We start from the raw sequence: 21,745 nt of genomic DNA, 5'->3' as shown, positions 1-21,745 counted from the left end.
AATTCCGTCTTGTTATTAAGTAAAGTTAAACCTTAGCTAACTGCAGGAAATTGGTATTCATCGAACTAAAGCTATACCCTGTATTTGTGGAGTAATTGCACTGCATCTGCAAAATGTTTACAGCAATCTACAACCAACGTTTCATTTTATTAAGTGCATCAGTTGATTTCACTGACACCTAATTAAGAACACAGCTATGAAGACTAATGTTCTCTAGCTTCAAAACTCTACTGAGTTGAGGTGATTTATGTCTTATGCACTATGGCTCCCACACAATCAAAATTTGGTCAATGCGTAATACCAATTCTCTGTAGACTTGAGCTTAATATTTGATAACAAACAACCGTAGTGCGTAAGCTTCCCATTGCTTTTATAAAGTAATATTAAGCTCATCTTTATGAAGATTGGTATAAGTGCTGGTAACGCCCAATTTTGTGAAGAATTTTTACGAATACCGAGCTTTTTCCAAAAAAAAAGGTGTAGCCTTGATTCATATCTTAAAGCATCACGTAAAAATAAGTTGTACAAATTTAATTCGGAATAAGCTGTTAGCTTTACTTCCCCATCAAAAGCGTTCAAGTTATTTTTGCAAGACTCCTAAAGCTTAAAATCGTTGATTTTTTACTTTGCAAAACATTCTTTAAGGACTTTCGGGATATGGACACCAACTGGCAAGGATAATTGCACCAGAGCCAAAGCTTCTTCCAAAAAGAGAATGCTCGCTACCTTGGTTTAAGGATTTTGTCATTGACAAGTTGAATGGCGAAGGGATACCAATGGAGCCCCTAGTCGGAAGGTTCCTATGGCCTTTATCCTTAACAGAGCTATTCAAGATAATTTGGAAAGCTGCGTTTTCTTGGGCGTTTATTGGTGTTTTGATGGCACCGTGGGAGCACGGTCTGAGGAGCAAATCGCTCAAGAAGTGTTCGGGATGGTAGCAACTCCCACTTAACCAACCAGAGGTCTAATGATCTTACTTCATATTGCTTTACAAGATGGTTTTTTAAATGATGAGACGATCGTTCACGTCAATTGTGAAGAAGTATTTCATCAATCGCAAGTGAAAACGAGATTTCAAATTGGACTCGCAACTTCTTTTGAAACAAATGTTCAAAAAGGCTTGGTCAACGTAAAGGTGACGCTGCCAAATAGAAAGCTAGCGCAATCTACTGTTCTAGAAATTTCTGCTCCGACCTATTTGGGGGTTTCGATAACTGCTGATAACAAGATCGTCTTCCATGTATCAAACCAGCAATTTAGATACTTATGAAATTCACAGGAGTTAGTTGAAATGGACGAATTAGTGAGTGGTCTGTATGAGTTGAGGAGTGAGATAAATCTTCCCAATCCTACTCCTATCCCGCAACCAGCATCTTCCCAAGAGTTGCGGTTGGATGTGGATGGACGCTATCCACTTATGAGAGCAAGTGGTACATTTTTCTTTTCAATTGCCTTCAGAACCCATTGGATTGCTAATCTTACCCAGACTGACTTAAATTCGTGGACTGGTGATATTTGGTATAAGGATGGAGACACGGCTTCTTTCCCCTATACAAACGTCAAGATTGAGGTGCAACGCAGTCAGTTTCCCGACCAACGCAGTGCCGCAGTCACTTTTTCAGTGGCAGGAGTATCCAATCGCACCTTTGTCTATAAGTACAAATCACCCCACTTCCGTGAGGTGGAGTTTGAGTTCGACTTTGAAGCAGGCATCACGCCACTAACTGCAATTGACACTCACGCTCATCCCAACCGACCTGCAACACTAGTTCAGGAAACGCTCACTATTGAGACCGTGTACGAGCGAACTGGCTTTGCCGTCACTAAGTCAGGAGGGAATACACCCGTTGGGCTGCCACCGGGACTAAATGCGACGTGGAGCAACAATGAAATGCATGATGCCATGCAAATTCACTGGTCGCGGTTTGCAAATAGACCTCAATGGTCAATGTGGGTTCTGTTTGCATCTATTCATGACGAGGGGGAAAGCTTAGGTGGAATCATGTTTGATGACATTGGTTCCAATCACAGGCAAGGAACAGCGCTCTTTTACAATAGTTTTATTTCGCAGCCACCACTCGGCGATCCTGCTCCAATTGCATGGGTGAATCGGATGCGTTTTTGGACTGCTGTTCATGAAATGGGACACGCGTTCAATCTGGCTCACTCTTGGGATAAGGAGCATCCGCCATCGTGGGGAAAACCTTGGATTCCCCTAAGTAACGAGCCGGAAGCATTGAGTTTCATGAACTATCCCTTCTTTTATCCCCATGGCAAATACCAGGGGGACGGCAGGGCACAGGAATTGCAATTTTTCAGCAAATTTGAGTTTCGGTTCAGCGATGCAGAACTGCTGTTCATGCGGCACGCTCCTTTCCGATTTGTGCAGCAAGGAAATGCTAATTGGTTTGACAATCACGCTTTTGAGCAGCTCAACCTGTCTCCTGAACCATCACTTAAGTTGGAATTGCGTGTGAACCGTCAGCAACCTCTGTTCGAGTTCCTAGAGCCAGTGGTCTTGGAGTTGAAGCTAACTAATATTTCATCCCAGCCCAAGCTCATCAGTGACAAACTCCTGTCCGAACTCGACCATATGATTGTAATTATCAAGAAAGATGGTCAACCCGCTCGTCAGTTCTCTCCCTATGCTCAATATTGCTGGAAAACCCAACTCCGTGTCTTGATGCCTGGAGAGTCAACATACGAATCCCTGTTTGCTTCTGTAGGTAAGGGTGGTTGGGAAATTGCCGAACCTGGTTACTACACTATTCAAGTAGCCTTACACGAAGAGGATACTGAAGAAGACTTGGTTTCCAACCCATTGAGGTTGCGTGTTGCGCCACCACGGAGTTACGAAGAAGAATTTTTAGCACAGGACTTTTTCTCTGAGGATGTTGGACGTATTCTGACATTTGATGGCAGCCGGGTGCTTGCTAAAGGCAACGATACTTTAAGGGAAGTCTCAGCAAAATTGAGCGATCGCTCAGTTGCCTTCCATGCAGAGGTAGCCCTAGCCAACGCAATGGCGAAGGAGTACAAAATCTTGAACTTAGACGATCCGAATCATCCCAAAATCAAGGTGATTTCTCCCGATATTGAGGAAGCGCGTCAGGAATTTGCGGCTGCTTTGACCGAGCAACCAGCAAAGGCAGCTAGATCCCTTGGGCATATCGACTACAAAGACTATGTAGACCGATTTAGCAATTGGTTAGAGAAACAAGAGGATGTGCAAGGTGCTGTTCATGTTCAAGAGCAGTTGCTGCAAACCCTGTCAGCTCGAGATGTAGCTAATGGGGTGTTACAGGCTATCAAGGCTCGACTTGATGCTCTTAATATCTTAATAAATAGGCATTAACGATAATCCAGGCAAATGATGTCATAGATGATAGCAGAGTAGTCTAATTCAACTGTCACTATAAATCTGCTAGTACACGTCCGCGCAAATAAGGCTCACAAATGCACGCTCGTTGTAAAGCTTGCAGTATAAACCTGTTACTTTCATCCAAATGCCTTTATACTTCTCCTCCCGAGAGGCTACGCGAACAGCCTTTTTGTACTAGTCATGCCTGATAACATCTCGCCTAAATTTCGGTAGTGGGTAATTGTTAATTGGGTGCAATTACCCAATACCCATCATTTATGAGCTATTACCGAGTATCCAAGATGAGTGAAGAAAATCAAGTCAAAACCAGGGAAGATTTACTTTATCTTCTCTCACAGGCGTCGGAATTAGAACATTCTCTTGCCTGTCAGTATCTTTTTACTGCCTACAGTTTAAAAGAATCTACAGATGAAAAAGTTTCTCAAGCTCAATTAAATAAGATTAATAGGTGGCGGCGGACAATTAATGCAATTGCCGTACAGGAAATGCTTCATCTAGCACTGGTTAGCAATCTACTTACAGCCATAGGCGGAGCACCATATTTTCGACGTGCAAATTTTCCCCAGGCTAAAACCTATACATGTTTAAAACTTCAATTCAAACTCGCTCCTTTCAGTGAAACCACGCTGAACCGCTATATTTGTTTTGAATTGCCAAATAACTTTGATACTGAAGAACAAAAAGGCAATTGGACTCAGTTTTGCCAGAGAATTAGAGATGAAGAATTGCTAAGACTTCTGGCAGTACTACCACAACCATTAGTTCCGAGAAAACTTGAGTATAACACCATTGGAGAACTCTACGGACTAATCCGCCAAGGCTTTCAAAGTATCGGTCAAAAACTATTTATTGGGTCGCCCGAAGCTCAAGCAATGGGAATTTTTAGAGATACGATCCAGGTAACAGACTTAGATTCAGCAATAAAAGCGATCGATCTAATTATTGTACAGGGCGAAGGATCTCCTGCTCAAAGAGATGACAGTCACTTTACTAAATTCACCAAAATTCGCCAAGAGTATTTAACAGAATTGCAGAACGATCCTGATTTTCAACCTACTCGTCCAGTTATTGAAAATCCCCTCTTAAGTCTTCAGCAAGATAACACAACTCCTGGTGCCAACATCATTACCGATCCCTTGAGTCGCAATGTAGTAGAAATTTTCGTTGCTCTTTATGAAGTCATGTTGCAAATACTCCTCCGTTTCTTTGCACATACTGACGAGAATGAGGAACAAATGTATGTTCTTAAGAGTGCGTTTATTAATCTCATGCCTTTTGGCATTTCTCCCTTAGCCAAAGCAATCACTCAATTACCAGCAGGCGAAGAATTTCCAGGCATGAATGCAGGGCCAAGTTTTGAATTTTATAGCGATGTGCAGCTGCTGCCGCAGATAAGTAGTGCTTGGAGCTTTTTCCAAGAAAGACTGCAAGAAATTGCCCAAGCTTGTGACGCACTCATTAACGACTCTACGACCCAATCCTATCCTCAATTGCGACAAGCTTTAACAGAAGTTTCAGTGTCGGTGAAGAACATTGCCCATACCATTTCTCTCAAACCAAATGGGGGAACATGGACTAACGGAATTTCTCAATTATTCTCTCCGATGGATGTAGATCATATGAAATCGCAACCTAGATTTCCCATCAACCTTGATGATTATGAAACTGTGAAGAATAATGCAGATGTAATTTTAGACTCCGTATCCTCCAAATCCATGCCCTTACTTCCCGCTGGACCTTGGACAGAAGGAAGAATTAACTTATTCAAGCAGTGGAAAGATAGTAATTTTCCCCAGTAATCCAAATCCCGTATCCATAACCAAGAGGAAATATTTATCATGACAAATTTTCCAAACTTACAATGGTTTTCTACAAATGCACCAATCGCTAGTTCGAGAACTGATGATATTTGGTTTATCGATCCTCAGGTAGGTTGGGCAGTTAATAGCAATGGTCAAATCATCAAAACTACCGATGGCGGCAATACTTGGGAGCAACAATTTCAGGATAGGATTTACTTGAGGTGTGTTGGTTTTGCTAATGCCTTAAAGGGATGGGTAGGAACTTTGACTGCAGGAAAACGCCTCTACTCTACTACTGATGGCGGTCAAAATTGGCAGTTAATAGACAATATTCTTCCCAAACTTGCCCCGTCAGCGATTTGCGGTCTTTCAGTTGTCAATGAATCGGTTGTTTACGGTTCGGGAACTAACTTTCCCGACCGCCCTCCTCGTATGGTTAAGACTGTCGATGGTGGGGCAACTTGGACGGCATGGGATATGAGCGAATATGCCACACTTTTAGTCGATAACTATTTCATTAATGAGGATTGTGGTTGGGTTGTTGGTGGCAAAGCGGACAAAAGTATTACTAATCCCACTCGCGATAATGTCATTCCAGTGGTTCTTTATACAGAAGATGGGGGAAAAACCTGGGTAAACCGAGTTGCCGATATTAGTTCCTCTTTCCCCTTAGGAGAATGGGGTTGGAAAATTCAGTTTCTCAATGAGAGGGTTGGTTTTGTCTCTCTGGAAAATTTCAATCTAGGTGCAATTCTCAAGACAACCGATGGCGGAAAAACCTGGAAGAGACTTCGCATCAACGATCCTCAAGAGAATGCCAACCTCGAAGGTATAGGATTTGTTGATGAGAAACTCGGTTGGGTTGGCGGTTGGGGAGATGCCAATTTTAAAGGAGGTTTTAGCAGCGAAACCAAAGATGGAGGTCAAAATTGGCAAGATGCGAACCAAATCGGACAATTTATCAATCGCTTCCGATTTTATGGTAATCCCGTGACTGTCGGTTATGCTTCAGGTAAGACTGTTTACAAGTATTCTGATGCACCAGTAACAGCGTCTCTAGTAGAGAGGGTTGCACCTTTAAGATTTCTGACAACAAACGCGCCAGCGCAGTTTGAGAAATCGGTGAAGATTGAGTACACGTTACCCGAGAATGCCCAAAAAGTCACCCTCGATATTTGGAATCATTTTGGTGCTTATATTCGCAACCTGGTTGATGAAAGTAATCCTAGTGCTGGTCAAAAATCAGTTGTCTGGGACGGTAAAAATGATGCGGGTGAATCTTTGCAACCTGGAATCTTTATTTATAGGTTGACTGTAGATGGCAATGCAGAAAGTCGGGTAATTCGGTTGAAGAATTAACAAATCTCGAGTAAACGATCGCTAAGAAAAAATTTCAGGGTGAGTCTTGCTATTTGCTTGGCAATTCTTACCCTTTATTTCTTGTTTATTTCACCTAAAGTCGAGGCAGAGGTTTGCCGGAATGTAGCATATTGTATCAATTGCTATTTTCAAGACACAAAGTTAACAGCGTCAGGTTCTAACGATGTATGAATTGTATGCTGTCAAAAATATTACTTTTATGTTTTTTTACAAATTGTTACTACCAATACTTTTAAATATTTTGAGGTAGAGAATACTTCTATCTGTAAGGTTTTTGAACAATAGCCCAAGCGTAATTTCCACCAATATTATCTCAATATCCAGTCAATAACGTTGATAGTTTGAGTGCTCTTCATGTAATAAAGTTTATATTATATCACAGAAAACGCTTTTTTGGTGTAGCCAATTTTCTCAGTAAGAAACTAGTAATGTAGCCAATTTGCTAAATGAGAGACTACTAAAAAAGCTTGTAATATTAATATAAATAGTCATATGCTGGTATATGGCTTGTCTAAAAGCCTAAAAAATGTAAAATTCAGACGCCTTAAAAAACCCTACTTTCAGTCAATTAAGCAGAGCTAACACTTAGTCTTTGTGTATTCCTAGTTGATGAAATCATCACGAGATTGAGATGGATATAATGACTGTTTCCACTCAACTGGAAAACCGCTGATTAATACTCAACAATATGACTCTGCTAAAAGCTGAAATAACTGGGGTAAAGGGATTGTTTTGCCCAAATTTTGGCACTTTCCCTTAATTTACCATGTTTAGTAAAAGGAAATGTAATTATGCCAACTGTGAATAGTTCCATCATTCCTTTTAAAAACCCAGGCTTTGAAAACTCTGTCTTGACTGATAGTTCCTTTACTTTTAAAACACTAAATAGTTTGACAGAATATAATTTAGATGCTCTGAAGCCTGCCATTGAAAGTATGAAGTATAAAGTATGAAGTATGAAATTTTATCCTTGATCCTTCATCCTTCATCCTTTCTTAGTTATGGGTGAGTTTATCAATATCTGCGCGATCGGCACCAGCTGTTGAACAGTTGTAGATGTAAGTATGAAAGGTTGATTCACAGTTGTGAAGACCTACAAAGCGCGGTCTCTGTTTCCATCAGTTTTGCCATTTCATAATATAAGCACATTTGCTAAGTTCCAAAATAAAAATTTGAAAGAGCTTTAGTATTTTTTGTTGTAGGTGATTGAAATGCTTGTTAATAGAAACAAAAAACTGTTTATTTCTCCCATAGAATCTAAATCGCTTCTGACGCTTTCAGAAGCTCAAGCGCTTAGTGGGCGTTCTCTACAAACCCTACGTGATGCTATTCTGGAGGGAAAGCTCAGAGCTAAGATGATCGGTGAAGATTGGAAGATAAAAGGCAGCGATTTACAAGAGTATATTTTTACTTCATCAAGGTAGTGTCACAGCGGTGTGTTTTGGTTAAGTTTGTTGCTGAAAATTTTAGACGTGTAGAGACGTAAAACTTCGCGTCTCTACAAAATACCAAACGGTTCATAGTTTATGCTATGAACTGCTAGTACCTGAGAAGCTGTTATCTAGCGAATACCTTTCAGAGCCCATGAATGTCCTAAGTCATTACTGCACCGGACGTGCTGCCAAATATTCATACATCTTCCAACGAGCATCCACTTCTGCTTGTGCTTCTTCTAATAGACGTTTGGCAAGGGCGGGTTTGCTCTTGGTTAACATCTTGAAACGATTTTCTTGGTACATCGACTGTTCTACGGACTGTTTGGGCTTACGCATATCCAGTTGCAAAGGATTTTTCCCCTGTTTGTGCAAATCGGGATTATATCGATATAGCAACCAACGACCTGAGTCTACCAGTCCTTTTTGGTGATTCATAGCTGTGCTCATGTCAATACCATGAGCAATACAATGGCTGTAAGCAAGAATCAGGGATGGTCCATTGTAAGCTTCTGCCTCTAGGAATGCTTTGAGGGTATGTTCATCTTTTGCACCAAGGGCTACACTGGCTACATAAACATTCCCGTATGTCATTGCAATTAACCCCAAGTCTTTTTTGGCAGCTGGTTTACCACTAGCGGCAAATTTAGCAACCGCAGCCCGTGGAGTGGCTTTAGAAGATTGTCCCCCCGTGTTTGAATAGACTTCGGTATCCATAACCAAGATATTAACATTGCGACCACTGGCAAGCACATGATCGAGCCCGCCAAAGTCAATATCATATGCCCATCCATCACCGCCAACTATCCAAACACTTTTCTTAACTAAGTAATCAGCCAGTGCTAAGAGTTGCTGTGCCTCGTAAATTGGGAAATCGGGAATTAAAGAGTGTACCTTAGTTAACTGATGAAGCAACGACTTTAGACGTTCGACTCGCTGCCGTTGTTGATAAACGTCTGCCTCTGACCTTTGCCGTGCAGTTACTATAGACTCAACCAAATCATTAGGAATTAAAGGCTCAAATTCCCCATTCCCTATCTCCCATTTTTTGTTTCCCAATTGTTGCAGGAGTTCAGAGGCAAATTCAGCGTGCTTATCTAGAGAGAGACGAAACCCAAAACCAAATTCAGCATTATCTTCAAATAAGCTATTAGACCAAGCAGGACCTCTGCCTTCAGCGTTTTTTGTCCAAGGGGTTGTGGGTAAGTTTCCACCATAGATTGAAGAACAACCAGTAGCGTTAGCAATCATGACCCGATCGCCAAACAGTTGTGTCAGCAATTTTAAATAAGGTGTTTCACCACAACCGGCACACGCACCAGAAAACTCAAACAATGGTTCTTGCAATTGTTGTTGGCGGATTTGTGTGAGTTTGAGCTGTCGGCGATCGGGATTTGGCAAACTTAAAAAGAACTTCCAATTTTCTCGCTCTTGCTCCCGCAAAGGCAATTGAGGCTCCATATTAATTGCCTTGCGTCCCGGCACGGATTTACTCTTTGCAGGGCACATATCTACACAGATACTACACCCCGTACAATCTTCTGGAGCAACTTGAATTGTAAATTTTTGTTCTGCAAAGTCTTTATCCTTAGTGTTGGTGGATTTAAACGTCTCAGGGGCTTTTAGTAGGGCATTTTCTTGATAAATTTTACTCCGAATTGCTCCATGAGGGCAAACCATCACACACTTGCTACATTGCACGCAGGCATCGGAATCCCAAACAGGAATTTCTTGTGCGACATTGCGCTTTTCCCACTTGGCAGTACCTGTAGGATAAGTACCGTCAACCGGAAGTGCGCTGACAGGCAATTCATCACCCTGCCATAACATAATTTTGCCCAAGACTTCTCGCACGAATTCAGGAGCAGTAACGGGGAGGGGGGAGGAGGGGGAGGCAGGGAGAGAGGGGGTAGATAAAGTCGCAAATTCTCCTTTGTCTACCTTGTTCCAAAGGACTTCGTGCAAGTTTTCTAAAGTTCGATCTACAGCTTCCAAGTTTGTGCGGACAACGTCTACTCCTTTCTTTCCGTAAGTCTTTTCAATCGCTTGCTTAATTTTGGCGATCGCTTGCTCTTGTGGTAAAACACCTGCTAAGGCAAAGAAACACACTTGCATGATGGTGTTAATCCTTCCTCCCATGCCACTTTCGCAAGCCACCTTGTTAGCGTTGATAACGTAAAACTTGAGTTGCTTGCTAACAATTTGCTCGCGCACTTTTACAGGAAGATGTTCCCAAACAGTATAGGGATCGTGAGGGCTGTTTAGCAGGAAAGTTGCTCCAAAAACAGCAGCTTTTAAGACATCAAGGCGTTCTAAAAAGACCCATTGATGGCAACCAATAAAGTTTGCCTTGTCAATTAAGTAAGTTGAGCGAATGGGTTGTGGTCCAAAACGCAGGTGTGAAACAGTTATAGAGCCAGATTTCTTGGAATCGTAAACAAAGTAACCTTGAGCGTAATTCTCAGTTTCTTCACCAATAATCTTAATTGAGTTTTTGTTTGCACCTACCGTGCCATCAGAACCCAACCCATAAAACATTGCCCGCACAACATCATCAGGTTCGATAGAGAAGTTGGAGTCATAAATTAGGCTCGTGTGAGTCACATCATCATTGATGCCAACGGTAAAGTGGTTTTTCACTTCTGTGAGGGTAAGATTATTAAAGATTGCCCTCACCATTGCTGGGGTAAATTCTCTGGAAGAAAGACCGTAACGACCACTGACGACTTTAGGAGGGGGTGAAACTCTGCCACTACCCCTGGCGTCATCCCAAACTTCGTGGAGAGCGGTGACTATATCCAAATATAGCGGTTCACCAACGCTACCCGGCTCCTTAGTACGGTCAAGAACAGCGATCGCCTTGACCGTTGCAGGTAAAACTTCGACAAATCGTTTGACATCAAAGGGACGATACAGTCTAACTTTAACAACACCAACTTTTTCGCCACGGGCATTTAAATCATCCACTGTTTCATGTACTGTCTCACAACCAGAACCCATGAGAACAATAACCCGTTCTGCATTAGGTGTACCGTGGTATTCAAAGATGCGGTAGTACCGTCCCGTGCATTCTCCAAATTGATTCATGACTTGTTGGACAATGTCGGGACAGGCATTGTAGTAGAGGTTAATACTTTCGCGGGATTGAAAATAGATATCAGGGTTTTGAGCGGTTCCCCGCAACACGGGACGGTCTGGAGTCAAAGCACGAGCGCGGTGGGTCAATATCAATTCCTCATCAATGAGGGCTCTCAGGTCGCTGTCCTCTAATAGCTGAACTTTCTGAATTTCATGGGAGGTACGGAAGCCGTCAAAAAAATGCATAAACGGCACTCGTGCGCGAAGGGTGGCAGATTGAGCAATCAGAGCAAAATCTTGGCTTTCCTGTACCGAGGCTGAACACAAAAGGGCAAAGCCAGTTGCACGAGCTGCCATAACATCGCTATGGTCGCCAAAAATTGATAGGGCGTGAGTCGCTAAGGCGCGAGCTGCGACATGGATAACGGCGCTGGTTAATTCACCTGCAATTTTGTACAGGTTGGGAATCATCAACAGTAAGCCCTGAGATGATGTAAAGGTCGTTGTGAGGGAACCTGTTTGCAATGCCCCATGCACTGCTGCTGCTGCACCGCCCTCACTTTGCATTTCAATCACGCTTGGAACGGTACCCCACAAGTTGGGGCGACCTTCAGATGACCAGGTATCAGCCCATTCTCCCATTGCAGAGGAGGGGGTAATGGGATAAATGGCAATCACTTCATTTATACGGTAAGCAACACGGGCAACTGCTTCATTCCCGTCTATCGTTGCAAAGTTTTTGTTCATATTCCTCCTGTTTGCTCACTGCCTTCAAAAGTGTTCAGTTATCAGTTGAGTTTCACAATGAAAGGCGGGGAGATATAAATAAAGATTTTTTCTACTCATCATTTCAATTTCTGATATGTCTATTTTTTGTTGAAATGACGAGCGCTTGCTGTTAACTGATAACTAAAAAGTCATCTGCATATGCTGGTTTATGTAACTTTTATTTTCTTCTTGAGCTAGTACAACTTTGGTTGATTTAAGAACTACACCAGTTGCTTTTAGAAATAACTACCGCATTTTTCTATCCATTTCGCTTAGTTACCGAATATGCCAAGAAGTAAAAATCAGAAATACCGACAGATAGGAAAGCTTGTGACATTGTTTTTATGAAACAAAATCTAAAATCAAGATTTATAATTTACATTTTGTCTCCTTCCGAGCCATACGATAAAAAATGCATTTTCTCCTCTTTTTGAAAAAGAAATCAATCTTCCATCATTAGTATCCCACTCAAGTGTCTGGATTGCTTAATGTTAATTAATAATGTACTCATATAAGAAAATGCTTGTGCTATAAGGCTTTCAGAAGTTTCATTTTTTATGAAGGGGTGTAGGTTCGGGATTGCCTCGGCACTTATACATAGCCCGCAAACAAAACTATATATTCCAACCCAACTGTGACAGGTTAGTAGTGAGTTGTTATACTGCAGGCATGAATTAATAAATTTTTTATATAAGTTAAATTTTTCTAAAATTAACTTAAGAAAAATCCTACTTATGACATATAACTGTTTTTCAAAAGTATAAATTATGCTTTTAACTAGAAAAAATTTCAGTGCGATCGAGAAATGCTCATGGCTTTCCAAAAATTATTTTCTCCCGATTCCCGATTGTTAGGAGAGTTTGTCACCGTTTTGCTCTTGACATTGAGGGGGAGAAAATATTAGGAGCATATTTAAATCTGGCAAAAGATAGCAGAACAGACCCTTTGACAGAATACTTGCCCAATGAGGAGCGGGGACAGTGACCCAAAAGCAAGCAACTTCCCTTAAGGACATATTTGCTGGTGATAGCAAGATGGCGGCGCTCATGCGGACGTTCAACTGGTCACAAACACCCCTTGGTTCGGTTGCTGATTGGTCTCAAAGCTTGCGAGTTGCAGTGAGCATTCTCCTGGCTGCCAAACTTCCAATGCAAATTTTATGGGGTTCGGATTACACACAGCTCTACAATGACTTGTTTCTCCCTCTGCTTGGTACTAAGCATCCAAAGAGTCTGGGACAAAAAGGTTGTGAATGTTGGCAAGAAATTTGGGATTCGATAAGTTCTTGTCTTGAGCGAGTAAGAACGAGTGGTCAGGCAAACTGGTTAGAAGACCAACTCCTTGTGATAAATCGCAAAGGCTTTGTGGAAGAATGTTATTTTACCTTCTGCTACACCCCGGTGCGGGATGAGTCTGGTGCAGTTGGGGGTGTTTTAAACGCTGTTCGTGAAACAACTTTTCAAGTTATAAACAAACGCCGTCATCGCATTCAAAGTGAACTGGTAGCCCGAATTGCTACAGCCCAAACAACTGAGGAAGTTTGTGTACTTGCACTAGAGGTTTTGGCAAACAACCCGGCTGACATTCCCTTTGCGTTGCTCTATCTGCTTGATACTCCAAAAGAACAAGCGTATCTGGTAGAAACCATTCACTTGGAACCTGGTACACCAGCAAGCCCTCAGTTAGTCAACTTGGGAGAAGACGACAGCCTGAGCCCTTGGTCATTATCAAAAGTAGCACGCATGGGTTTACCCGAGTTGGTGGAAGGGCTCAACAACAGCTTTCCTTTCTTACCCTGCGAACCGTGGGGTGTACAATCTCACTCGGCATTTGTATTACCAATTGCTTTCCCAGGACAAGAACATCCGAGTGGCTTTCTTGTTGCTGGTCTAAGCCCTTATCTTGCCTTTGATAGCGACTATCGCAGGTTTTTGGAAACCCTGGGTACCCATATTGCTATGGCATTGGCAAGTCTTTGTGCTTTTAAACAAGAACACAACTCTAGCAAAAATGTATCAACATTAAATCAGGCAAATCGCGAACTGCTAGCACGAATTGATGCACATTCCAAGCTAATCAAATTGCGTCAGGAGACAGTACACCGCAAGCAACCGTTACCTGTGAAGACAGAAACAGTATACGCGGAAATTGGCAGTATTCTTGAGAGTATCACTGATGCCTTTGTTGCAGTTGACTCCCAGTGGCGCTACACCTACGCCAACACCGAAGCAGTAAATCTACTGCAAAAAACGCAAGAAGAACTGCTCTTTAAGGAAATGTGGGAAGTGTTCCCAGATACAGTTGGAACCCAATTTGAGCGAGAATACAGGCGATCGCTGACCGAACAAGTAACTGTCAATTTTGAGGAATTTTATTCACCTTACGGTATATGGTTGGAAGTTCGTGCGTGTCCTTTTGAAAAAGGGCTGGCGATTTACTTTCGGGACATTACCCAGCGCAAGCGTGCGGAAGATGCGCTGCGTCAAAGCGAAGAACGATTGCGAGTTGCTCTGAAAACCTCGCCAATATCAGTATTTCATCAAGATCGCAACCTGTGCTATACCTGGATATACAACCCCAGTTTTGGGTACAAAGTGGATGATGTGTTGGGTAAACGGGATGCAGACTTAATTCCCAGATCCCATGCAGAAGCTTTAACACAAATTAAAAGCCGTGTTCTGGAAACTGGGGTTGGGGTACGACAAGAAATCAAGCTGAGTGCGTTTAATCAAGATTGGTATTACGATTTAACGGTAGAACCTTTACGAAATGCCAATAACGAGATTACTGGTGTCACTGGTGCCGCAATAGATATATCTGAAAGCAAACAGACAGAGATAGCGTTACGTAAAAGCGAGCAAAGGTTCCGAATTGTTCAGGAATTGTCTCTGGACGCTTTTACGGTTCTGATAAGTGTACGGAATGATGCTAAAAAAATTATTGATTTTGAGTGGGTTTATGTTAACCCGAAAGCAGCAGAAATTTTAGGTCATCCTGCAGAAAGCCTAGTTGGTAAGAGATTATTACAGGTGATGCCGGGAAACCATGAAAATAGCGAGCTTTTTGACCGTTATGTACGGGTCGTAGAAACCGGGGAGCCACACGATATTGAAATTTCCTATGACTCTGACGGGATATTAGGCTGGTTTCGTAATATGGCAGTTAAGCTAGATGATGGAATTGCCATTTCTTTTTCGGATATCAGTCAACGCAAAAAAGATGAGCAAGAACGGATGCAGTTGCTAGAAAGGGAAAGGGCTGCACGCGCTGAAGCTGAATCCGCTAACCACATTAAAGATGAGTTCTTAGCAGTGCTTTCCCACGAATTGCGATCGCCTCTCAACCCCATACTGGGTTGGGCGAAAATGTTGAGAACGCGCAAGTATGATGAAAAAGCCACAAACCGTGCTTTGGAAACGATTGAGCGCAATGCGAAGTTACAAGCACAACTGATCGAAGACTTGTTGGATGTATCCCGTATTTTACGGGGTAAGTTGGTTTTAAATGTTTGCCCGGTCAATTTAGTCACCATAATCGAAGCCGCAATCGAAACAGTACATTTGGCAGCAGAGGCAAAAGGCATCCAGATACAAACTGTTCTAGACTCTAGTATAGGGCTGGTGTCAGGAGATACAAATCGCTTGCAGCAAGTCTTTTGGAATTTACTTTCAAACGCTGTCAAATTTACACCTAATGGAGGACGAGTTGAAGTCCGGTTAGAACGAGTTGGGCATCATGCCCAAATTCACGTTATAGACAACGGCAAAGGGATTAATCTGGAGTTTTTACCTCATGTATTCGAGTATTTCCGGCAAGAAAACAGCAGCACAACCCGCAAATTTGGCGGTCTGGGGTTGGGGCTAGCCATTGTTCGTTATTTGACGGAAATGCATGGCGGTTCGGTGAGAGCTCACAGCCAGGGAGAAGATTTAGGGGCAACATTTACTGTTAGCTTGCCAATTATTCACAATAATTGTCAGTCTCAAGCTTTAAGTTCTATCGATCCCCATTCCGCTCCTTATGAAGAAACCTTCGACCCTACTCCCCACTTACCACTTAAGGGATTGAGAATTTTGATAGTTGACGACGAAGCGGATATTCGAGAATTAGTTGCTTTTATTTTAGAGGAGTCTGGATCGTTCGTCACAGTCACAAAATCAGCAGCTGAAGCACTTGCAGCCATCGGGAAATCGGTGCCCGATCTTTTGGTTTGTGATATAGGAATGCCAAATATGGATGGTTATATGCTCCTGCGTCAGATAAGGGCTTCGTCACCAGAACAGGGAAGTCAAATTCCGGCAATAGCCCTAACTGCTTATGCTGGTGAGTATAATCAACAACAAGCTCTTACAGCAGGATTTCAAATGCACATTTCCAAACCTGTAGACCCAGATGAATTGCTAAGGGCGATCGCCAGTTTGGTTGACAGTCAGTAGCTCATTTAATATTTACTAAGGCTCTAGCATTAGGAGCAACAGTAGTCTTATGATTAATGCCTATCATCGGTTGAGATTTCCATAACAAATATGCCTCCTTCCGATCCGAAGTCACCGCAAACCCATAACCTTGGCTTTGATGAGTTTATTGGCATTTTAGTTGCCTTTACGACTATTGGAGTCATTTTATTTTGGTCATTTTCCCGTAAAGGAGATACAAGTTGGAACATAACCGGGCTAGAGTTGCCATTGCCAACCACCTCAGCCTCCCCAACTTTCACTCCACAACAAGTTGTTCCACCAGCCATTGAACCTACCCAAAATCCATTACCAGCTGGGGAAGCAACACCTGAAGATGAGTTACCTCCAGTTAGCAGCATAACCCCAAACCAAGCGCCATATACGGAGGCACCTTGGTTATTTTCTTCCGAAATCTTTACTGTAGAAGAATATCGTACAGTCATTCCAGCTGAAAGATTGCCAACAATTCCACCCCCAATTGCATTTACGGACATACCTACTGACTTTTGGGGGCGTCGTTTTATTGACACTCTTTCTTCTCGTGGAATCATTAAAGGCTTTCCCGATTACTCTTTCAGACCAAATCAGCCCGTCAGTCGTGCTGAATTTGCTGCTATCTTGCAACAAGCCTTTCACAAAAAGGTTAGTAGCACAAGAGAAATATCATTTAAAGATATACCAGCACAATATTGGGCATCTCCTGCCATTAATGAAGCCATTAATACTGGATTTTTGAAAGGATACCCTGATAACACCTTTAAACCACAGCAGAAAATTTCGCGGGTACAAGTTTTAGTTGCTCTTGCCAGTGGGTTAAATTTGAAAGAGCCTTCTTCCCCAAAAGAGGTTTTAAGTATTTATGAAGACGCTCAAGAGATTCCTAAATATGCTGTTGGCAAGCTAGCGGCTGCTACTGAAAGTAGTATTGTCGTTAACTATCCTGATGCAAAGTTTTTTGCCCCAAACAAAGAAGCTACCCGTGCTGAGGTAGCTGCTATGATTCATCAAGCTTTAGTAAAAATGGGAAGGTTACAACCTGTTAAGTCTCAAAATGTTGTGACTTTAGGTCAATAAGTGGCTGAAAACTGTTAGTAGTGAGTGGATAGTGGTTAGTAGAACAAATAGCGACTAACTGATAACCACTAACTACTAACTATCCTTCTCTTAACTTTCTAAAGTTTCTTTGCCTACAACTTGTGACTTGAGTGTTGCAATTTCGCTAGTTAACTCTTGTCTAGTTGAAGCTTTCAGTAAATACCGATAGACAAACCAAGCAGAATAACCAATACCAATCAACTCAAAAGTTGGTGCTACTAAAGGAATATCATTTAGAGCATCGAGTACTGCCAGAACCACCCTGACAGAAACAATCGCTGCAACTATTAAACCAACGCTGATTAAGGGTTGTTTGTATTTATTGAAAAAGCTGCCCAAGTATTCGGGCAATGATGCCAAAATACTGGAAACTTGTTCTCCATATTTTAGCCATTGCTCTTGAGATTGCACGGGAGGTTGGACTTTGGTTATGGTTCCTGTTTGGTTGCTGATATTTGGCACTGTTGTTTCTGAGGACTTTGTTTCCACAATTTCCGGTTGTTGCATTTCCGCTTCCATAATTTTCAAAGTTAATCTACTTTTATCCGGACAGTTACAACCAAAAGGCTGTTGACTAGGCGATGCACCAATGGCATCGACACAACTGATTCGGGAGGTAAAGAGAGCGTTAGTTGTTTACTACCATAATTGCCCTTCCATCAGTCGTTCATCAACTACAGGGTAGAAAGATAGAAAGAGAGTAGCAGTCATTACTCAAACGGAGAAACTGAAGTCAGTATTCAAGAGCCTGTTTTACAAGGAAACTAGAATCCTGAGCTTGGGGTTGTTCCACACCGTATGAGCTACCAACAATCCTACTCTTTTAAGTTCAAATCGTACTAAAACCGCTTCACCTCTCATTTATACAAACCTAAATGCCGATTTTACCTGATATTCAAGTTATCTTAAGCTGTAATTCCCAATTAAGGCATTTTTATTCGTTTTTATACCATAAATAAGTATTTTATTATACTTTTTGCCGGGAAAGGTAAATTATGAGACCATAACTTAAGTCTGGTTCGCAGTCATGCTTTGGTTCTGAAGCGTAACTACGAACTCAGAGGGTTGAGTATTTCAAGATCCCAGCCATCGGTAAGCTTACAGGACATTATGTTGAGGTCAGCCTATTTCCAATCAGGAATATCCGCAGAATCCCCCCCAATACCAATGCCTGTGTTGAAGATTTCAGCGTTGGTAATATTGAGGTCATTCATTGACGCCCCATGAACATTGGAATCGTAAATTTTAGCCCCTGCAAAATTGACTCTATTGAGATTCGCTTTCTTGAAGTTAACGTTTGTGGCAAAAGCTGACGTTAGATTGGCACCTGCCAAATTTGCACCTGTTAGGTCAGCGCCTTCAAGATTTGCATCTGTCAAGTTGGCACCTTCAAGATTTGCATCTCTGAGGTCGGCACCAATCAAATGAGCACCACTGAGATTTGCACCTTTCAAATCACAACTGGTACATTCTCCAGTAGACAGTAGTTTTTGTACGTGCTGTGGATTAGCTGCGTTGACGGAACTCGATACAAGCAGGGGAGTCGCGGCGATCGCGAGAACACCTAAAAGCTTGAATTTCATATTCTTATCCCCCTTGTTATTACAAGTCACTTCTGTTTTCTCCTCACAAACCTATTATCTTCGCAAAAACTATTTCTGGCGATAGATTGACGCCACAAATAAGGTGTGACGTAAATCAGTCTAAGCTGTGATAGCTAATAAATACTCTTGATTTGAGGTTTTAATCGATTGATGCGCCCTATTACCCATCACTGTGAAAGATAGTAACACCTGTTGCTCGGCGACATATTCCGCCTTGGGTTGTTAATGAATTTCTGTTATGAGACGTAAATTTTAGTGTTCTGCAGCAGTTGCTTTTGCATCTTAGGTAGAATGATGTACAAGGTTTTCTTGTCTGTACTCTTGCTAGAGTTGTATTAATATTTGCATATCGCTCTGGAGTTGCATTCCCAATAATGTGCCAGATGTCAAACTGCGTCATCAGCAGTTGTCAAAGTCAACTACACGCCAGCCCTGCTCTTTTCCAGATAAGTAGCGCAACCAAATTCAACGTGGGGTATGCATCCCTAAGAGCCCGGACTACAAGAGCCCGGATCGCAAGAGATTTTTAGATACTTTGTGATAAGGCTGTCTGACAGACACCGGAAAGTTATCCGCCAGACAATCAGCTTCTAAGCCGCTAAAAACTCTCGCATATACTGGCTGACCAGTTCAGGCTGTTCCTGCTGTACCCAATGGCTGCTATTAGGAATGTATCTGATTTGAAAATCCCTGACATATGCTTCTGTACCATAGGTGAGTTCTTTACCTAGCGCAGTATCTTGTTCTCCCCAAATCATTAATGTTGGAACTTCCAGAACACCCCAACTCTGGTTTACGATTCTCTGCTGAAAAATATTGCGGTAATAGTTCAGCATTGCTGTTAGGGCACCACGTTTGGCTGCGGCATTTTTGTAAGCCTCAATATCCGCTTTTGTGAAAGCATTTTTGTTAACTGCCATCCCTTTAAACGCATTTTCTAGCAGTTGATAATCTGCCGCTTGTATTGTAAATTCAGGTAGCCCAGGAAGTTGAAAAAAGAATATATAGGAGCTACGTAGCAACTGTTGGGGGGTTCTTAAACCTTCACCAAATTTTGCTGGGTGAGGAACATTGAGTATAATTAACCGCTCTACCATTTCAGGATGAGCATAAGCGAAATTCCAGGCAATAATACCGCCCCAATCATGTCCAACTAAAACGCACTTCTCGTATCCCAGCCCCTTAACAACTCCCTCAATGTCTCTCACCAATTCATCCATCACATAAGCTGACTGATTTGTTGGCTTATCACTGTCGTTGTATCCACGCAAATCAAGAGCAACAGCTTTAAACTCCTTAGCAAATTCTGGAATTTGGTGACGCCAGGAATACCAAAACTCAGGAAATCCGTGCAGCATCAACATTAAAGGACCTTCTCCCTGAGTGACATAGTGCAGTTTAATTCCATTTGTCGTAATATACTCGTGCTTCCAAGTCTCTTGTGTAACATACATAATAACTTCTCCACTCAAATAGACCGTGAAAAGTGTGAATTTGAAATACGAAATCCTAGTTTACATTTCTTAATTATATATATTCAAAATAACAATAACTCACTTATAGAGATTCTAAATCATTCTCGAAAAATCTCTAGTAATGTAGTATGTAGGGTGATCCCTGCCCACCACAATCTAGTAGCAGTAGGGTGAACACTGCCCATTACAATCTAGTAGCAGTAGTGTGTAGGGTGGGCAATGCCACCATAATCTATTAGCACTAGGGTAGACGCTTCTCTACACGGATGGAATTGTCATATAGTCCTAAACTGAAGGGGCTTAATTTATAACTCTTTCTTTTCCTTTTGATAGATGTTGTTATTAAGTAATTTTGGTAGATATTTAGCCATAATTACACTATTTAAATAGTATGACACAACAACTAATACGCCATCATTCTAATTGGATTGAGAAACTAGCTCGATTCGGTTATATCTCTAAAGGAGTAGTTTATGCGATCGTTGGGCTATTGGCAGCACAGGCGGCATTTGGTAGTGGCGGTAGGACAACGGATACTCAAGGTGCTCTTCATGAAATTGTTAACCAACCATTTGGTAAACTGTTACTTGCTTTAGTGGCAATTGGGTTAATAGGATATGTTATTTTGCGGTTTGTACAGGCAATCAAAGACCCGGAAAATAAAGGAACAGATGCCAAAGGTTTGGCACAACGATTTGGTTATGCGCTTAATGGGTTGATATATACAGGTTTGGCTTGGAGTGCTTTGCAAATTATCTTTGGTTCTGGGAGTAGAAGTAATAGTAATTCTACACAAGATTGGACAGCACGATTCCTTTCTCAGCCTTTTGGTCAGTGGTTAGTTGGAACTGCGGGGGCACTCATTATTGGTTTAGGTTTCTATGAGTTTTATGAAGCTTTGAGCGCTAAATTTCGACGAAACCTGGAGTTAACTGAATTAGATGATTCAGAACGTAAGTTAGTCATGGGTATTTCTAGATTTGGTTTACTAGCAAGGGGTATAGTTTTCTGCATTATTGGCTGGTTTTTAATTCAAGCAGCCACTTTGTCTGATGCTAGTAAAGCAGGTGGTTTAGACCGGGCGTTGCAAACACTACAACAGCAACCCTACGGTCCTTGGCTTTTGGGTATTGTAGCCCTGGGGTTAATTGCGTATGGCATTTACATGGTTATTCAGGCGCGGTATCGTCGGGTTATGACGCGTTGAGGGTAGTTAGTGGTTAGTGGTTAGTGGTTAGTAGGTCTGTCAGATTTTCACGACTACTCCCTTG

Annotated in this window: 14 protein-coding genes; 10 read left to right on the top strand and 4 right to left on the bottom strand. The window is 42.0% G+C overall.

The genetic code is table 11. The features are described 5' to 3' along the window. The first annotated feature begins 802 nt into the window (after positions 1-802). From ACYRY3_RS42800 to ACYRY3_RS42770, 7 genes are all read left to right on the top strand, one after another. The gene (locus ACYRY3_RS42800) at positions 803-952 is read left to right on the top strand and encodes a hypothetical protein (RefSeq protein WP_460207919.1); all 150 of its coding nucleotides are present in this window, start codon (positions 803-805) and stop codon (positions 950-952) included. A 15-nt stretch (positions 953-967) separates the two neighbouring features. Beyond that, on the top strand, positions 968-1,270 hold the full coding sequence (locus ACYRY3_RS42795; protein WP_460207918.1) for a hypothetical protein: 303 nt from the start codon (positions 968-970) through the stop codon (positions 1,268-1,270). 21 nt (positions 1,271-1,291) lie between these two features. Continuing rightward, complete coding sequence (locus ACYRY3_RS42790) at positions 1,292-3,355, top strand: hypothetical protein (protein WP_460207917.1); 2,064 nt, start codon at positions 1,292-1,294, stop codon at positions 3,353-3,355. 308 nt (positions 3,356-3,663) lie between these two features. Then, positions 3,664-5,181 (top strand): ferritin-like domain-containing protein, encoded by a 1,518-nt coding sequence (locus ACYRY3_RS42785; protein ID WP_460207916.1) that lies wholly within the window; start codon positions 3,664-3,666, stop codon positions 5,179-5,181. A gap of 39 nt (positions 5,182-5,220) precedes the next feature. Further along, entirely contained in the window at positions 5,221-6,543 is a 1,323-nt protein-coding gene (locus ACYRY3_RS42780) for a YCF48-related protein (RefSeq protein WP_460207915.1), read from the top strand. 812 nt (positions 6,544-7,355) lie between these two features. Continuing rightward, positions 7,356-7,517, top strand: coding sequence for a hypothetical protein (locus ACYRY3_RS42775; protein WP_460207914.1), 162 nt, complete (start codon positions 7,356-7,358; stop codon positions 7,515-7,517). Between the two features lie 258 nt (positions 7,518-7,775). Beyond that, positions 7,776-7,988 (top strand): helix-turn-helix domain-containing protein, encoded by a 213-nt coding sequence (locus tag ACYRY3_RS42770; protein ID WP_460207913.1) that lies wholly within the window; start codon positions 7,776-7,778, stop codon positions 7,986-7,988. 177 nt (positions 7,989-8,165) lie between these two features. Here the strand turns inward: ACYRY3_RS42770 and nifJ are convergent, their stop codons facing one another. Continuing rightward, entirely contained in the window at positions 8,166-11,822 is a 3,657-nt protein-coding gene (gene nifJ / locus ACYRY3_RS42765; protein ID WP_460207912.1) for a pyruvate:ferredoxin (flavodoxin) oxidoreductase, read from the bottom strand. Positions 11,823-12,823: 1,001 nt separating this feature from the next. Here nifJ and ACYRY3_RS42760 point away from each other — a divergent pair. Together ACYRY3_RS42760 and ACYRY3_RS42755 are read left to right on the top strand one after the other, a co-directional pair. Further along, positions 12,824-16,279 carry a hybrid sensor histidine kinase/response regulator gene (locus ACYRY3_RS42760; RefSeq protein WP_460207911.1) on the top strand — a complete coding sequence of 1,152 codons (3,456 nt, stop codon included), beginning with the start codon at positions 12,824-12,826 and terminating at the stop codon, positions 16,277-16,279. Between the two features lie 81 nt (positions 16,280-16,360). Next, complete coding sequence (locus tag ACYRY3_RS42755) at positions 16,361-17,374, top strand: S-layer homology domain-containing protein (RefSeq protein ID WP_460208304.1); 1,014 nt, start codon at positions 16,361-16,363, stop codon at positions 17,372-17,374. Between the two features lie 90 nt (positions 17,375-17,464). On the opposite strand, the gene ACYRY3_RS42750 is transcribed toward ACYRY3_RS42755, so the two are convergent. The 3 genes from ACYRY3_RS42750 to ACYRY3_RS42740 form a co-directional block, all read right to left on the bottom strand. Then, the gene (locus ACYRY3_RS42750) at positions 17,465-17,914 is read right to left on the bottom strand and encodes a CAAD domain-containing protein (RefSeq protein WP_460207910.1); all 450 of its coding nucleotides are present in this window, start codon (positions 17,912-17,914) and stop codon (positions 17,465-17,467) included. Positions 17,915-18,519: 605 nt separating this feature from the next. Beyond that, positions 18,520-18,978 carry a pentapeptide repeat-containing protein gene (locus tag ACYRY3_RS42745; RefSeq protein ID WP_460207909.1) on the bottom strand — a complete coding sequence of 153 codons (459 nt, stop codon included), beginning with the start codon at positions 18,976-18,978 and terminating at the stop codon, positions 18,520-18,522. 611 nt (positions 18,979-19,589) lie between these two features. After that, a complete protein-coding gene (locus ACYRY3_RS42740; protein ID WP_460207908.1) occupies positions 19,590-20,453 on the bottom strand; it encodes an alpha/beta fold hydrolase in 864 nt (287 codons plus the stop codon). Positions 20,454-20,865: 412 nt separating this feature from the next. Between ACYRY3_RS42740 and ACYRY3_RS42735 the strand changes: the two genes are divergently transcribed. After that, complete coding sequence (locus ACYRY3_RS42735; protein ID WP_460207907.1) at positions 20,866-21,681, top strand: DUF1206 domain-containing protein; 816 nt, start codon at positions 20,866-20,868, stop codon at positions 21,679-21,681. Positions 21,682-21,745: the final 64 nt, after the last annotated feature.

The organism is Scytonema sp. NUACC21 (assembly GCF_054684315.1).
The sequence above is the reverse complement of the archived record's forward strand: the minus strand, read 5'-3'. Positions and strand labels throughout refer to the sequence as shown.

Excerpts from the sequence above, each read along its gene's own strand:
- ACYRY3_RS42775 (WP_460207914.1), top strand. The coding sequence starts at position 7,356 with ATGCCAACTGTGAATAGTTCCATCATTCCTTTTAAAAACCCAGGCTTT.
- ACYRY3_RS42795 (WP_460207918.1), top strand. The coding sequence starts at position 968 with ATGATCTTACTTCATATTGCTTTACAAGATGGTTTTTTAAATGATGAG.
- ACYRY3_RS42735 (WP_460207907.1), top strand. The coding sequence starts at position 20,866 with ATGACACAACAACTAATACGCCATCATTCTAATTGGATTGAGAAACTA.
- ACYRY3_RS42745 (WP_460207909.1), bottom strand. The coding sequence starts at position 18,978 with ATGAAATTCAAGCTTTTAGGTGTTCTCGCGATCGCCGCGACTCCCCTG.
- nifJ (WP_460207912.1), bottom strand. The coding sequence starts at position 11,822 with ATGAACAAAAACTTTGCAACGATAGACGGGAATGAAGCAGTTGCCCGT.
- ACYRY3_RS42785 (WP_460207916.1), top strand. The coding sequence starts at position 3,664 with ATGAGTGAAGAAAATCAAGTCAAAACCAGGGAAGATTTACTTTATCTT.
- ACYRY3_RS42780 (WP_460207915.1), top strand. The coding sequence starts at position 5,221 with ATGACAAATTTTCCAAACTTACAATGGTTTTCTACAAATGCACCAATC.
- ACYRY3_RS42800 (WP_460207919.1), top strand. The coding sequence starts at position 803 with ATGGCCTTTATCCTTAACAGAGCTATTCAAGATAATTTGGAAAGCTGC.
- ACYRY3_RS42750 (WP_460207910.1), bottom strand. The coding sequence starts at position 17,914 with ATGGAAGCGGAAATGCAACAACCGGAAATTGTGGAAACAAAGTCCTCA.
- ACYRY3_RS42790 (WP_460207917.1), top strand. The coding sequence starts at position 1,292 with ATGGACGAATTAGTGAGTGGTCTGTATGAGTTGAGGAGTGAGATAAAT.
- ACYRY3_RS42740 (WP_460207908.1), bottom strand. The coding sequence starts at position 20,453 with ATGTATGTTACACAAGAGACTTGGAAGCACGAGTATATTACGACAAAT.
- ACYRY3_RS42770 (WP_460207913.1), top strand. The coding sequence starts at position 7,776 with ATGCTTGTTAATAGAAACAAAAAACTGTTTATTTCTCCCATAGAATCT.